This is a genomic window from Bacillus sp. GC_Bacil_1 (genome assembly GCF_026540675.1).
Classification (GTDB): Bacteria; Bacillota; Bacilli; order Bacillales; family Bacillaceae_G; genus Bacillus_A; species Bacillus_A cereus.
The window spans coordinates 337,229-352,386 of record NZ_JALNUG010000004.1 but is presented as its reverse complement, the minus strand read 5'-3'; the positions used below and the strand labels follow the sequence as shown (position 1 = coordinate 352,386).

Genomic DNA, 15,158 nt, shown 5'->3' with positions numbered 1-15,158 from the left:
AACGACAAAAAGGATAGATAATTTATTATCTATCCTTTTTGTCGTTGAGTTTAAAGGGGTGTAAGCGCTTGTAATCTTGATGCTGATAAAGTAGGTATAGTTATTACATTTGTTTTACATAATAGAAAAATATTGAAGGAAATACAGAATTAAGGTTGCAAAAGCCGTATGTAATATAAGTATAATAATAGAGAAGAACTAGAAATAGGGGTGAATACTATGATTACATTAGAACAAAAGTTGGAGCAATATAAACATACATATGTACAGTTAAAGGGAGAACTAAAATGGAAAACGAGTGATTCTCGAACAGGAATGATGATTGCTGCTATGTATGCAGGTAGTGATAAATTGTTTGATCTCGGACGTTTTTTAGAAATTAGTAGTTATATTAAGAATCAGGTAGGGATGTTTTCATACTTAAAGTCTTATCATCGTTTTGTAGTGGCCGCAACATTAGATATTCACTTTACAGATTACAAGGAAGCTTTTCGGACGTTTTTAGATTTATATGAACAATTGGTCACTGGTGGCTTTAGCCGGAGTATATTTACTTATCTCGCAGCAGCTGTGCTTTTAACAGAAGAAAATGAACAGCATGGCACACATATTCAGCGTTCGATGCAAGTATATAAACGCATGAAAAAGGATCACCTCTTTCTTACAAGTACAAATGATTATCCACTCGCAGTTTTATTAGCAGGACAATCAGAGCATGTAGAAACACTTATGGACCGAGTGGAACGTCTTTATCAGAAACTAGCGACAGCTGGTTTGCGTAAAGGGAATGATCTTCAATTTTTGAGTCATATTCTTTCACTAAAGAAGGATGTCAGGGAAGAACTATTAGTTGCAAAATGTACAAATATATGGAATTTGTTAAAGCAAGAAAAGGTAAAAGTAAAACAGATGCATTACCCAGCTATCGGGCTACTAGCGTTACTCGAGGACGGAGAAAAAGAGATTCATTCTATTCGAGCATTTATTGAAAAATTGCAGGGGGATAAATTGTTCCGTTGGCATACAGATACAACTATTCTTATTGCTATTCAACTGTTCGTCAGTCAGAAAGGTGAGGAAAGTAAAGCTACTAACACAGGTTTACAAACAATGATAGAAGTCCTCATACAAGCACAACAGGCAGCCATGATGGCAACGATTGCCGCTTCATCTGTAGCAACATCTTCTGCTAGTAGCAGTTCATAATGTGTAATTGCTTATACTCTTGTAAATTATAACTCCCTTGATAAGGACGGTTTAAAAAATATTACTAAAAACAGTTAGCTCATCACTCTCTAATGAGTGATGGGCTAACTGTTTTTACATAATCAGCATTATCTTTTTGATTCCTTCAAATGTTTGAGCTGCGTGACAATCATAATGCTAATAACAACGAGTAAAAACCATGAACTAATTTTGCTTAAGTGAACGAGACTCCATGCTTCCCGTTGATTTGGATATTGCCATGCTCCGAAAAATGTTGCGATGTTCTCTGCAATCCAAATGAAAAATCCGATAAGGAAAAAGGAGAGAACGAGTGGCATTTTATATGTAACGCCTCGTAATGAAAATTCTACAAATGTCCGAAAGAAAACGATGAATAAAAGTACAGTTAATACCCATCTAAAGTCATATAGAAAATGATGTGTAAAAAAATTAAAGTAAATCATTGCTCCTAAAGGTATTGCCAAAATAGCTTTTGGCCAATGATGCATTTGCAAATGCAATCTTCTCCACGCCTGGCATATGTAACTTGCAACACTTGCATACATAAAGCCACTATAAAGCGGAACTCCAAAAACTTTTGAATATGCCTCTTCCGGATAACTCCATGAACCGAAATGTATTTTATATATTTCTAGCAAGAGTCCGATGAGGTGGAAGATGGTAATTACTTTTAGTTCGTCTTTTGTTTCAAGACCAGTCTTGTACATAATCCACTGCATAAGAAGGCATACGATGAGTATGAAATCATAGCGGTATAATCCTGGGATTGAAACAATTTTTGAAAGGGCTAGTGTTAAGAAAATAATGACTGGGAATAAGCAAGATAATGCTTGTTCGTAAGTGAAATGTAGTAGTTGTTTTATATAGAACATTGTGTCACCTTCGATTTTTTTATTTGAAAAATCAAAATAATCAATAAGTATACTACAATTTAAAAAATAATCCAGTAGTCTATTTTGCATGTATTTGTAAGTTTTAGAAGGGAATTGTAATGAGTATTTTAATATTGTAGAAAAGTGAAAAAATAGTTTGCTATTTAAAAAAAGTGGGGATATAATATCTAAATGAAAATGATAATTATTATCAATAATAATTATAAATAAAAAATAATTACAAAAAACAACTGAATATAAAGGATGAAATGAAACATGTTACATAAGTCTACTGTACATGCTGGTAATAACCGCTGGATACATATTAAGTTCATATGTTTCATGAGCTTAACAATTTTATGTTTAATTGGATCTATATTTTTAGCCATTTCATTTGGTGCAAAGGATATTCATTTACAAACGGTGTGGACTGCGGTTTTGGATTACAATCCGAAATTAACGCAGCACCAAATTATTTATGAATTAAGGCTCCCGAGAGTAATTGGAGCAGCAGTTGTAGGGGCAGCTTTTGCGGTCGCTGGAGCGGTTATGCAAGGAGTAACACGAAATCCTTTAGCTGATGCAGGTGTACTTGGCATAAATGCAGGAGCGATGTTTGTAGTAGCACTTAGTTTTGCTTTTTTTCCGCATATGCCGTATTCCTATTTAATGATTGTTTCCTTTATTGGAGCAGTCTTAAGTACAGTACTTATTTTTGTTATTGGATCAGCAACATCAGGCGGGTTAACACCAATGAGGTTAACGATTGCTGGAGCGGTTATGGCAGCGCTTTTACATTCATTAAGTTCAGGTGTTGCGATTTATTATGATTTAAGCCAGGATTTAGCGTTTTGGTATGCTGGTGGTGTTGCAGGGGTTAAGTGGGAACAATTGAAATTTTTAGTCCCTATTATTCTTATAACGATTATTTTTGCAATAGTGTTAGGGCGATCTATTTCACTCATATCAATGGGGGATGATGTTGCTACAAATTTAGGAGTGAAAACGAACCGAACGAGAATACTAGGGATGATTATAGTAGTTATTCTGGCAGGTGTTTCTGTTTCAGCTGTTGGTTCTATTGGATTTGTAGGATTAGTTATCCCGCACATTGCTAGAAAATTAGTTGGTGTGAATTATAGACTCATTATTCCTATGTCAGCATTATTAGGAGCTATGTTATTAGTTGTAGCTGACCTAGGAGCAAGAACAGTAAATCCTCCTAAGGAACTTGCGATAGGGATTATGGTAGCTCTTGTTGGAGTTCCGTTCTTCCTCTATATAGCACGTAAAGTTGGGAGGGAGCTATAAGTGAAAGATCTTTTTAACACGGATAAAAAGAGAGCTATTACTGTAACTACAATATTCGGATGTGTAAGTATCGCTGTAATTTTAATTAGTCTAAATACAGGGACACTGAGTATAGAGCCACTTAAAGTAATTGAAACACTTTTTGGTTATGGTGATTTTGAGAGCGCAACCGTGCTATATGATTATCGTATGCCAAGAATAATAATCACAATGTTAGCTGGTATTGGCCTTGGGATTTCCGGTGCGATTTTGCAAGGATTATCCCGTAATGCACTTGCAGACCCTGGTATTCTTGGACTGCATTCAGGTGCATCTTTCGGGCTAATTATATTTGTTACATTCTTTCATTCTATTAATGAAAGTGCATCCATTTTAATACCGTTATTTACATTTGGCGGAGGAGTATTAGCTGCATTTCTTATTATTTTACTTGCGAGTGATCGGTCAAATGGTTTACTTCCCATTAGACTTATTCTCGTTGGTATTGCAGTTTCAGCTGGTTTTAGTGCAATTTCGTTATTTTTCTCTCTCAAGTTAAATGATGAGACGTATACATTCGCTTCTAGATGGCTAGTTGGTAACGTGTGGGGAAGGGATTGGATTCATGTCCTTGCATTATTACCTTGGATTTTCATACTAACCCCTTATGCGTGGCTAAAATCTAAAACGTTAAATGCATTGTCACTAGGTGATAGTGTAGCGGCAGGACTTGGTGTTTCTGTTCAAAAAGAACGGTTATTACTTTTAGCTACAGCGGTTGGATTATCTTGCGCAAGTGTATCGATGGCAGGAGGGATTGGTTTTATCGGTTTAGTTGCTCCGCATATCGCAAGGAAGTTAGTAGGTACTACATATCAACACTTTCTTCCTTTAGCTGGCATTATCGGAATGATTATTTTAGTGCTAGCAGATACGATAGGTCGTTCTATATTTGAGCCAAACTCCATTCCAGCTGGTGTAGTAGTGGCAGCTTTAGGAGCACCGTATTTTCTTTATTTACTTACAAAAACAAAATAAATACTTCAAAGAGGAGAACATATGAAAAAGAAACTTACTATTTTATTTAGCATGATGTGTATTTTAGTATTAGCAGCATGTGGTCAAACGAAAGCTAATGAAGAGGCAACGAAAAAAACGGAAAAAAGTAATGATCCAAAAATCGCCTCTATGTCCATTCATTTAACAAATAATTTACTTGCATTAGGAATTACACCAGTAGGTTCTGTTATTGGTGGAGATTTAAAAGATTTCTTACCGCACGCAAAAGAGCAGTTGAAAGATACGAAGAAACTTGGTGTTGTAACAGATCCGAATATGGAAGCGTTACTTCAATTGAAGCCAACTGACATTTATGTGGATGAAAAATACGCGGGCAAAGATTTAGCGAAATACGAAAAAATTGCAAAAACACATTCTTTCAACTTAGATGAAGGCACGTGGAGAGATCAGTTACAACAAGTTGGTAAACTTGTAAACCGTGAGAAAGAAGCGGATAAATATATTCAAGATTACGAAGAGCAATCAAAACGAGTAAAAAGTTTAATAGATAAAGAATTAGGTAATAACGAAAAAGTAATGGCAATTCGTGTTACTGCAAAAGAATTACGAGTATTTAGTACGAAAAGACCGATGGGACCAATTTTATTCCAAGACTTAGGATTACAACCTGCAAATAGTGTAGAGAAAATTGATGGAAACCGTCCTTTCGAAGTCATTTCACAAGAAGTATTACCTGACTTTGATGCAGATGCTATTTTCGTTGTCGTTAACAGAGATGATAAAGCGAAAGCTGCATTTAAACAACTTCAAGAAACACCAATTTGGAAAGACTTAAAAGCTGTTAAAGGTAAGCACGTATACATTATTAATGACCAACCATGGCTTGACTATTCTGCTTTAGGTAACAAAATGGCAATGGATGAAGCGGAGAAAATGTTTACGAAATAATATAGTTTCGCTATTAGGAAAGGTCCTCTAAATTTGGAGGGCTTTTTATTATTGTTTGAATAAACGAAAAATTATACAATGAAGTTAATTTCGTGTAGAGGAGATGTGCCAATGTCAGCGCTTATTGTAAGTATCCCGTGTATAAAGCAGTTTATAGAATAAGGGGATAAATAGGCTAATAATTATCCCTGTTATTAAAAAAGGGGGAGTTTGAAATGACAATGAATCTTTTTCAAAATAAAACGATTAAATTATCAGCTATTAGAGAAGCAGATGCTGAAGTAATGGCTATGTGGCAAGAAGATAGTGAGTATTTAAGGAATGTAGATACAGATGTAGCATTCCCGCAATCGATACAAGAAATAGCAAGTGATGGGCTATTAAAGGGACGGAGATCGAATAGTGTTTCTTTCATGTTAAGGACAGTTCAAGATGATCGCTTAATTGGTTTTGTTGCAATTCATGGCATAGAGTGGAATAACAGAACGGGTTTATTAGCCATTGGTATAGGCGATGCAAATGATAGAGGAAAGGGATATGGAAGAGAAGCAATCCATCTTATCTTAAAATATGCTTTCTATGAATTGAATTTACACCGCGTCGGTCTGGATGTGATTTCTTATAATAAAGCAGCCATTGCGTTGTATAAAAAGATAGGTTTTCAGATGGAAGGGTGTATGAGAGAAGCGGTTCAAAGAGATGGGAAGTGTTTTGATCGTATCATTATGGGGATATTGCGGGATGAATGGATAGAGCTGCAAGGTTAGAAAGTACATTCGAAATTATATATGTAGTATGCAGGAGATATAATGATAATTGGCGAATTTTTACAATGTACTGATTGAACTTATAAGGAGTCATGAAAAATGAATTTAGAAAAAAGTAAACCAGTAAATGAAGAGGTCGCTGAATTAAAGGAATTAATTAAAGAATTACACGGAAGTGTACATCAACTTCAAAGTGAAGTGCAGCAATTAAGGCATGAAAGACCGGTTGTTGAAGTAAGAAAAGGTGTTCAATTATCACCAGCAATCGTTGGACAAATTGGTGGTATGATATTGGGTGGGTTAGCAATTATCGGTATATTTTGGTGATGAAAAAAGGTTTGCAGCACGATGCTGCAAACCTTTTGGATTTGACGATATAATTTCATGCAATATAACTTTTACATTAAATAACGTAAATATATATAAGCATGTGATAACAAGAGTGCAACAATAGTTAATGGTAAACCAATTTTTAAGAAGTCCATATAAGAGAAAGCATGTCCTTCACGTTTTGCAATACCAGCAACGACTACGTTTGCAGATGCTCCGATTAGCGTTCCATTTCCTCCTAAGCAAGCTCCAAGAGATAACGCCCACCATAGTACTTCGATTTGCGGAGAATCGACAGATAGTCCGAGTCCTGTAGCTAAGTCTTGAATAAGAGGAATCATCGTAGCGACAAATGGGATGTTGTCGATTGTCGCAGATGCGATGCCAGATACCCATAAAATAAGTATAGCTGCGAATCCGATGTCACCGTTTGTTACGCCGATTACTTCTTTTGCAAGTGAAGAGATAAGTCCGATATCAATTAACCCGCCAACGAGAACAAATAGTCCGGCGAAGAAGAAAATGGTTACCCATTCAACGTGGGCAAATACATCTTCAATATCATGTTCTTTCACGCCGATTAACATAAGAAGTGTAGCGCCTGTCATCGCGATAACAGCAGCGTCTACATGAATAATCGAATGAAGTACGAAGCCTAAAATAGTTAGTCCTAAAATCGAAATAGATTTTAAAAGGAGGCTTTGATCTTTAATGTAATCTTTTTCGTTTAATGCCATTAGTTTTTCGATTTGTTCAGGTGTTGTTTTTAGTTTGTTACGATACATGAAGTAAATAATGCCAAGTGTCACGATAGAAATAATAATTACGATTGGAGCTAAGTTAAGTAAAAAGGCGTTAAAGTCTAAATGCTTGTTTGCTGATCCAATCATAATATTAGGTGGATCACCGATTAATGTTGCTGTTCCGCCTATATTTGAAAACAGCACTTCTGAAATCAAATAAGGCACAGGATTTACTTTTAAAATACGTGTAATGGATAATGTAACAGGAACGATTAATAAAACAGTCGTTACATTGTCCAAAAATGCTGATCCGACAGCAGTTAATAGGGATAGTAATAATAAAATGCGAATCGGTTTTCCGCCAGCTGCTTTTGCCGCTTTAATGGCCACAAATTCAAAGACGCCTGATTGACTCGTAATATGTACGAGAATCATCATCCCAATTAAAAGGGTAATCGTTTCCCATTGAATATGTGATGTGAAAGCAGTATGTAAATCTACAACTCCAAAAATAATCATAATAGCAGCACCGAATAGTGCGATTACAGCACGATTCAATTTCTCAGAAATAATAAATCCGTACGTGATTAAAAATACGGCAATTGCAAAATAATATTGCCAATTTGCTACTTCATGTGCTGATTGTTCCAACCATGTCACCTTCTTTAAATTATGTATTCAATTGTCGAAATGTATCTCGCTGCAATAATGCGGGATAAAATATATTGTAGCAAATTCAAAAAAGAAAGAAAACTATTTAACAAAGTGAAGGAAAAAATGTATTTTTTACATATCATATAAAAAATATAAAAAACACAGTGCAAATTATTAGGAAAAGTGAGCGTTGTCCTCTAATATAGAGATAGCAATTTACATTATTTTTGCGTAAAATGGTTTAAAGAGGTGAATTCCGATGGAAATAGTAAAAGATAGTTCTCTTATTCAAAATGAAATTGAACGTTTTGTAAATAAAGATGTATATATTCATTTAGAAACGACAAACGGAGCGTATGCATCACACATAAATGAAAAGATGATGACAGTTGGTGCTTTCATTCGAAATGCAATTATCCGTTTTGAACGCGGGAAGATAACTGGAACAAATCCATACCGAGTTGGTCTAAAAATGGATCATGGTTGGGTATATGCTGAAGGTATTACGCACTGGGAAGTAGATGGTCAAGAGCGTTTATTACTAGCTGGACATGATAATTTAGGTCGTCTAGCAGTTGCACTTGAGTTAAGCTTAACACCATTTAAGTAAGAAGGAGGGAAACTTATGGAGAGACATGTACTTGTTGTATTTCCGCATCCAGATGATGAAGCATATGCTGCGGGAGGAACAATTCGCTTATTAACAGATCAAGGAGTACCTGTAACATATGCATGTGGTACTCTAGGACAAATGGGACGTAACATGGGTAAGAACGTATTCGCTAACCGTGAAACGATTCCAAATATCCGTAAGAAAGAATTGAAAGATGCTTGTGAAGCGATGGGCATTAAAGATTTAAGAATGCTTGGCTTCCATGATAAAACGTTAGAATTTGAAGATGTTGATTTCGTTGCTGACAAAATTGAAGCAATCATTCAAGAAGTAAATCCATCTCGAATTATTACATTTTATCCAGAGCACGGTGTACATCCAGATCATAATGCATTTGGCCGCGCTGTCGTTCGCGCTGTATCACGTATGCCAAAAGAAGAGCGCCCAGTTATCCATGCTGTTGCGATTACGAAAAATCGTGAAGCAGTATTAGGAGAACCGGATGTTGTAAATAACATTAGTGAAGTATTTGATCATAAATTAACTGCATTAGGTGCGCACCGTTCACAAACAGAAGCAATGCTTGAAGACACGCATGCAAAAATAAAAAACAAAGATGCAGCAACATTAAAATGGCTGCAACTTGAACAGTTTTGGACTTATAAATGGGAGTAGGCTAGAAGGATACCTTCTAGTTGCTCTTACATAGAAAAAGCGCCGTCACTTGTGATGGTGCTTTTTCTTGTTGAAGACTATATATTTCTTAGGGTGCTTCAAAAATTTTAAATTAACGTGCAGTATAGCCTCCATCAACAAGAAGTGTTGTACCGTTAACAAAACTAGCATCATCACTTGCTAAAAACAAGACAGCTTTAGCGACTTCTTCTGGTGTTCCAAGTCTGCCTTGTGGATGAAGTGAAGCTAAATATTCTTTTTGTTGAGGATTAACACTACCTAGTAAAGGGGTGTCAATATAACCAGGGCACACCGCATTAATACGTATTCCATATTTAGCGTAGGCAGTACATAAATTTTGAGTTAATAGTTTCACACCACCTTTTGCAGAGGAGTATGCTGTTGGGGTAGGTAATGAAACAAAACTATGAATCGAACCAGCGTTAACGATGACACCACCTGTACCTTGTTTAAGAAATTGTTCAATCGAATATTTATCAGAAAGGAATACCCCAGACAAATTAATATCAATAGTTCTTTTCCACTTTTCATAGGATAATTCGTTTGCCGGTGCATCATCAGCAACGCCGGCATTTGCATACATAATATCTAATTTACCGTATGTACTTACTGTCTCATGAATGAGCTGTTTAATATCTGCCTCATTTGTTACATCGGTTTTAATAAATAACGTATTGTATCCATGTGCATTCAATTCATCTGATAGTTCTTTTCCACGTTCAGAAAAATCAGCAATAACTACTTTTGCACCTTCTTTGATAAAAAGACGAACAGTAGATTCGCCAATTCCACTTGCACCACCAGTTATGATTGCTACTTTGTCTTTTAATTTCATATAAACCTCTCCATTCATCAATGAATTTAAGTCGAATTTTTAAATCAGATTATATCATTATTAACCTTAAATAGTAAGTAGATAGAAGAAACAGTTTGCGTTTACTTAATTGTGAGAGTGCTATTTTTTTATTGTAATTTTTTATACAGTGATGGAAGAAAATATTAATTAGGTCAATTTTATCATCAGATTGAATATTCAGTAAAGTATTCTTGAATAGAGTGAGTGCTGAAGTTAAACTACTAATCTACATAGATAGAACGAGAGAGACTACATATAGTTGCTCTTTTTATTTTATTAATTAACAAATTTTCAAACTTGCTGATGATGTAGTGGACTTAAATAAGTCACTTGTTTTTAAATTGAATCAAAAATAAAAAACAGTAAAAATAAAACGCTTAATAATAATTATTTATTGAAAAACAATAAATAAAATGATATTATCAAATTGAAAATTAGTAAGAGAGGTGCTTTTTATAAAATGTAAAACGAATGTTATGTATTAAAAAGAAATTGATGTAAATTAGAGAAATTATATATATTAATAGAGAAATAAGAAAAGGGAGTTAGAGCATGATTAATAAAACAGTAAAGAAAGTTATCTTGATTGCAGGTGGTTTGTATATTACATATTTAGTAGGTGTAGTTATTTTAGCGGAATCTATACCGTATCCTACATCTCAACAACTTAAAGAAGCCGAAAGAGTAGTTGAACGCTATGTAGGTGAAAATAATGGAGTAAAAATGATAAATACATCTAGCAGCTTCACGGCTGAGATGTTCAATCATACAATTCATATTGAAGGAAATTCAAAAGAAAATCCGGAACAATTATATCGAATGAATTTAGATCAAGTTTCTAATGAAAGTGAAAAAATAACCGAAAAATCGATAAATACAGTTTGTAAATCAAATGATGGAGGAAAGAATTTTACGTGTGCTGATACTGAATAGCTAAAAGTAGGATCCGTAGCAGCATAGTAACAGTTGATAACCATTACTCTAGTTAAATAGGAAAAAGCCTCGCAGGGGGGCGAGGCTTTAAACAGGGTATTAAAAATTATCGATTCATTAAGAATAACTTCTTTTGAATAAGCTAATTTTAGCATGATAACTCATCTATATGTGTTACGAATTTATGAACAAAAAATCAATGATAAAAATACAGAAAAGACAATAATTTATTTGGAATCTGTATCATTACATAAAGTTTGAGTGAAAAAGAAAGTATACTTTTGTATTGAGGAATAAAGATATAGTCTGCCTACGGAAATAGGCAGGCTATTTTTTTATAAAGAAAAGACAACTTGAGGTAGAGTCCGTGTTAAGAAATAAGATCGTTCAAAAGATAAAGATATTGTATTGAAACACGTCATTATTCGTGGAATAAGTTATATTTTTGATAAAAAATCTTTAAAAAGCATTATAATCCCTAGAAGAGATAAGACTTCAATTGAAAACCAAAATACACTTTTTTGAGGTTTTTTAAACTCCATTAGTATGGAGAAAAATAAAAAGATAGCAATGAGAAATATAATTAAGAGACGAAGTATATCAAACATAAATAGCACTCCTAATAGTTAATTTGTTTTACTATATAGTTATTTCCAATATTACAGAATGTAAGAAGCAACTTATCAATATTAAAGCAAAAAGTTCTCAGAAGCTATGAATTAAAAATAAAAATTTTTTTGAATCACTGAGCACAGGGGGATTATCTATTAATTAGCTTGGTGATTGAAAGAGTAATTTTTTAATCTCTTAAATGTCCGATTGGTTTAACTAAATAATCAGCGGGGAATGGACAAACCACCTACTGATTAGAATTTCACTTTATTTGTTTTCTTTTTTATCTAAATCCTTAGAATTGATATTTAGTAGTGATTTATAAGAAACATATATTTTGAATTATTTAATAGAATAATATATATTTATATTGATTTAGTGATTTTAGTTTGTTAAAAATGGGGAAATCGATATGAAAGTTAAATTTGCCGTAATAAAAGATGAGAATTTTGATTGTAGTATATTGGAAACAAAATTATTGAAAACTTTTAAAGAAGTAGATTGTGAAGCAGATATTGTAAAGGTTGAGGATGAAATTTTTGAAAACAATGATATACAAACGCATTTATCAGAAATAACCATTCATGTTACTGGAAAAAATATTGGATATAGATCCGTTTCAGCCAGTATATTTATTGTTCTAGAGAGTTTATCAATACAGCTATTTCGTATTCATATTAGTATACTTTAAGCAGTTCAAAAAGTGGATTCTTCAGAAAATCATACTGATTATATTGAGTTGTAAATATGAAAACAATAGAAATTATCGTAGGTGCTCCCGAATGTTGGATTGCACCTTGTTTGTTGTTAAATAAACAAGGGATTCCTTTTTAAATTTTAATCTATCTTAACGCTAATTTATAAATAGAAGAATGGAAACATGTGAGTAATTCAATTAGATTGTACAAATAATTTGGTACGCGGATATACGCAATGTATTCACAGGTAAGAGGGTTGTCTCATAATATATATAGATTTTTCTATTAAGATGAACAGAGGGTGTGAATATATGGAAGATGTTTACGCTAAAATTGACAGTCTCAAGGCGGAGCAAAAAGAAATGATGAGAGACATTCGAAATTTAGAAACGCGTACTACTATTAATGAGAAAGACATAGCAACAATCAATAAGCAATTAGAAAAAATAAGTACAAACACTACTTGGATTTTGCGAATTATTATTAGCGCGATAATAATGTCAGTTTTAGGATTGATATTAAAAGGGATGATTTAAAAGAAAGAGGGGAGCTCCCTCTTTCTTTTATGTAAATGAGAAACTATAAATTTTCCGTTTCCTTTTCGTCTGCATACTTATCCTCTAAGGAAATTAATAGAGGGATTGATATAGTTACAAGAATGATTAAAGTGGTGATAAAAGATTTAGAAAGAGAAAAAGAACCTTGAATTAAAGGTGATAAAAACTTGAATGAAAGTATACTTGTTATGAAGGAAATTACTAAAAAGCTCAAAAGAGATATATTTTTATTCTTTATAGATGTCTCTATAAAGTCTTTAACACAGGTTATTACGACAAATATAGTTAATATGATAAGAGAAACAAAATAATGTGTTAAATTCGTCATATTAATAGTAGGATCGTCTATTATGTAAGCAAGTAACTTAGATACTAATATTCCTCCAAACAATAAAATAATAAAAGAAAGTAATCCTTCCAATATATAAGTGCTGAAATTGTCTTTCTTGTTAAAGAGTTTATAGTTTAGAGTAGATTGGGTTATTTGAATTAGGAATAGGGTAATAATCCATACATAATATACAAATGGTAATTCTCCTAAGAATAGAGAAATTAGAAAGTTTACTACTGTCCTTAAAATTTCAATCATTACGAAAGTCCTCCTACTTGTTCAGCTTTATGACATTAGTAATATATGAGTATATCATTTTATAATTAGGTTTATAGATTCAAACTATTTCTAATTATTCCATAATAAGGTGGTTATATCAAGTAGTTATCTTCTATGGCGTGTATTAGTTGTTCACTAATATAAAAAGAACATTTGAACGTTAATACTAGAAAAATAAAAGTAATATGTAATATAATTGAAAAAGTATATTTAAAAATCGATGTTAATATTACCCTCCTATAAGTATTAACATACGTAATTGAGGTGTTTTCTTTGTTGTTTTATGACCGGATTTCTATAATGGCCCCTCCTGTTCCGTAGCTAAGGAAAGTCTTTTTATTTCTGGGATTTTCAAAGTTATAGGAGGGTATGAAAAATGAAAAAAGTCTCAGTACCATCACTTTTGTTAATGATTGTTCTTGTCGCATTTCCGCAAATTAGTGAAACGATTTACACACCGTCTTTACCTGATATTTCAAAGGCGTTACATGTAAGTAATAATGAGGTGCAGTTAACGCTTAGTGTGTATTTTGCTGGATTTGCTTTAGGTGTATTTTTTATTGGATGGCTATCAGATATAATTGGCCGTCGCCCAGCAATGTTATTTGGAATTGTAATATATGGCGCTGGGAGTTTCTTATGCTATATTGCAAATTCCATTGAATTTTTATTGGTAAGTCGTTTTATTCAAGCGTTTGGAGCAAGTGCAGGATCAGTTGTGACGCAAACGATTCTTCGTGAAAGTGTAGAAGGGCATAAGAGGCATGTTATGTTTGCTCAAATCTCGGCAGTCATTGCTTTTACACCAGCGATAGGACCGTTAATTGGTGGCTTTCTTGATCAAATGTTTGGATTTAAAATAGTATTTTTAAGTTTAGTAGTTATGAGTATCGGTATTTTTCTGTATACGTTTGTTTCTCTTCCTGAAACAAAAACGGGCTCAGTAACGAATAAAATAAATGTGTTTTCAGTCTTGAAGAGGCTAATTACAAATCCGAAAGTAGTAACATATGGGCTATTAATTGGAGGAGCAAATGGTGTTTTATTTAGCTATTATGCAGAAGCGCCGTTTATCTTTATTGAATACTTTCAATTATCGCCTAGTATGTATGGATTTCTAGGAATTGTTGTAGCGTCTGCTTCTATTGTTGGAGCGAAAGTTTCGAAACGTTTACTTGCTACTTATAAACCAGAGAAAATTATATATATCGGTTGTCTCGTAATGACAGGAGGAGCTATCCTTTTATCTGTTATTACGTTTGTTGGATCAAATCCAAACATAATATATATGATTGGATTTTTAGTAGCGATGTTTATATTGCTATTAGGAATTGGAGTAGCGTTGCCTAACTGTTTAAGTTTAGCATTAGTAGATTTTCAAGATGTTATTGGTACAGCAGGTGCATTGTTTAGCTTAGGGTACTATGTAATTGTAACGATGACAATTTGGGGAATGAGTCAACTGCATACGGGCTCGTTACTAGTGATGCCACTTTATTTTCTAGTTATTGTAGTTATAATGGCAGTGTTTACTAGGGTGTTTATCTTTGGTAAGCAAACTTTGAAATCGGTTTAAATATGAAATCGTAAAAGAGTCTCATTTTTAAATGAGGCTCTTTTATATTTTGGCTGGGGTAAAGAAGTTAGTAGTTTATTAATATATTAAATTTCTCATTGGTATATAAATCGAATGTGTGGGAAATTACGTTATCAACTATAAAGGTTGAAGTAT

At 33.5% G+C, this 15,158-nt stretch carries 16 protein-coding genes; 12 read left to right on the top strand and 4 right to left on the bottom strand.

Features of this window, described 5'->3' with window-relative positions; translation table 11 throughout:
• Nucleotides 1-219: 219 nt before the first annotated feature.
• Complete coding sequence (locus tag OXT04_RS09195; RefSeq protein ID WP_090977489.1) at nucleotides 220-1,206, top strand: DUF4003 domain-containing protein; 987 nt, start codon at nucleotides 220-222, stop codon at nucleotides 1,204-1,206.
• Nucleotides 1,207-1,334: 128 nt separating this feature from the next.
• Here OXT04_RS09195 and OXT04_RS09190 read toward each other — a convergent pair whose 3' ends face one another.
• Entirely contained in the window at nucleotides 1,335-2,099 is a 765-nt protein-coding gene (locus tag OXT04_RS09190; RefSeq protein WP_097924151.1) for a DUF817 domain-containing protein, read from the bottom strand.
• A gap of 276 nt (nucleotides 2,100-2,375) precedes the next feature.
• Here OXT04_RS09190 and OXT04_RS09185 point away from each other — a divergent pair, with 276 nt between their 5' ends.
• The 5 genes from OXT04_RS09185 (at nucleotide 2,376) to OXT04_RS09165 (ending at nucleotide 6,451) form a co-directional block, all read left to right on the top strand.
• Nucleotides 2,376-3,410, top strand: a complete 1,035-nt coding sequence (locus tag OXT04_RS09185) for a FecCD family ABC transporter permease (RefSeq protein WP_097821692.1) — start codon at nucleotides 2,376-2,378, stop codon at nucleotides 3,408-3,410.
• Complete coding sequence (locus tag OXT04_RS09180; protein ID WP_000653826.1) at nucleotides 3,411-4,427, top strand: FecCD family ABC transporter permease; 1,017 nt, start codon at nucleotides 3,411-3,413, stop codon at nucleotides 4,425-4,427.
• 21 nt (nucleotides 4,428-4,448) lie between these two features.
• Complete coding sequence (locus OXT04_RS09175; protein WP_267414165.1) at nucleotides 4,449-5,357, top strand: iron-hydroxamate ABC transporter substrate-binding protein; 909 nt, start codon at nucleotides 4,449-4,451, stop codon at nucleotides 5,355-5,357.
• Nucleotides 5,358-5,572: 215 nt separating this feature from the next.
• Nucleotides 5,573-6,124, top strand: a complete 552-nt coding sequence (locus OXT04_RS09170) for a GNAT family N-acetyltransferase (protein ID WP_000178471.1) — start codon at nucleotides 5,573-5,575, stop codon at nucleotides 6,122-6,124.
• 99 nt (nucleotides 6,125-6,223) lie between these two features.
• Nucleotides 6,224-6,451 (top strand): coiled-coil domain-containing protein, encoded by a 228-nt coding sequence (locus tag OXT04_RS09165; RefSeq protein WP_001047523.1) that lies wholly within the window; start codon nucleotides 6,224-6,226, stop codon nucleotides 6,449-6,451.
• Between the two features lie 71 nt (nucleotides 6,452-6,522).
• Here the strand turns inward: OXT04_RS09165 and OXT04_RS09160 are convergent, their stop codons facing one another.
• Entirely contained in the window at nucleotides 6,523-7,848 is a 1,326-nt protein-coding gene (locus OXT04_RS09160) for an ArsB/NhaD family transporter (RefSeq protein WP_000437988.1), read from the bottom strand.
• A gap of 262 nt (nucleotides 7,849-8,110) precedes the next feature.
• Between OXT04_RS09160 and OXT04_RS09155 the strand changes: the two genes are divergently transcribed.
• Nucleotides 8,111-8,461, top strand: coding sequence for a YojF family protein (locus OXT04_RS09155; RefSeq protein ID WP_000407046.1), 351 nt, complete (start codon nucleotides 8,111-8,113; stop codon nucleotides 8,459-8,461).
• Between the two features lie 15 nt (nucleotides 8,462-8,476).
• Nucleotides 8,477-9,139, top strand: coding sequence for a bacillithiol biosynthesis deacetylase BshB2 (gene bshB2 / locus OXT04_RS09150; protein WP_000439489.1), 663 nt, complete (start codon nucleotides 8,477-8,479; stop codon nucleotides 9,137-9,139).
• A gap of 112 nt (nucleotides 9,140-9,251) precedes the next feature.
• Here the strand turns inward: bshB2 and OXT04_RS09145 are convergent, their stop codons facing one another.
• Nucleotides 9,252-9,995 carry an SDR family NAD(P)-dependent oxidoreductase gene (locus OXT04_RS09145; protein ID WP_000768026.1) on the bottom strand — a complete coding sequence of 248 codons (744 nt, stop codon included), beginning with the start codon at nucleotides 9,993-9,995 and terminating at the stop codon, nucleotides 9,252-9,254.
• A 573-nt stretch (nucleotides 9,996-10,568) separates the two neighbouring features.
• Here OXT04_RS09145 and OXT04_RS09140 point away from each other — a divergent pair.
• From OXT04_RS09140 to OXT04_RS09130, 3 genes are all read left to right on the top strand, one after another.
• Complete coding sequence (locus tag OXT04_RS09140) at nucleotides 10,569-10,949, top strand: hypothetical protein (RefSeq protein WP_000608950.1); 381 nt, start codon at nucleotides 10,569-10,571, stop codon at nucleotides 10,947-10,949.
• Between the two features lie 1,024 nt (nucleotides 10,950-11,973).
• Nucleotides 11,974-12,252: a hypothetical protein gene (locus OXT04_RS09135; RefSeq protein ID WP_000865000.1), complete on the top strand. Its 279-nt coding sequence runs from the start codon at nucleotides 11,974-11,976 to the stop codon at nucleotides 12,250-12,252.
• Nucleotides 12,253-12,570: 318 nt separating this feature from the next.
• Entirely contained in the window at nucleotides 12,571-12,795 is a 225-nt protein-coding gene (locus tag OXT04_RS09130; protein WP_000390469.1) for a hemolysin XhlA family protein, read from the top strand.
• Between the two features lie 43 nt (nucleotides 12,796-12,838).
• On the opposite strand, the gene OXT04_RS09125 is transcribed toward OXT04_RS09130, so the two are convergent.
• Complete coding sequence (locus OXT04_RS09125) at nucleotides 12,839-13,405, bottom strand: DUF5823 family protein (protein ID WP_267414164.1); 567 nt, start codon at nucleotides 13,403-13,405, stop codon at nucleotides 12,839-12,841.
• A 397-nt stretch (nucleotides 13,406-13,802) separates the two neighbouring features.
• Here OXT04_RS09125 and OXT04_RS09120 point away from each other — a divergent pair, with 397 nt between their 5' ends.
• A complete protein-coding gene (locus OXT04_RS09120; RefSeq protein ID WP_000758007.1) occupies nucleotides 13,803-15,002 on the top strand; it encodes a multidrug effflux MFS transporter in 1,200 nt (399 codons plus the stop codon).
• Nucleotides 15,003-15,158 lie beyond the last annotated feature (156 nt).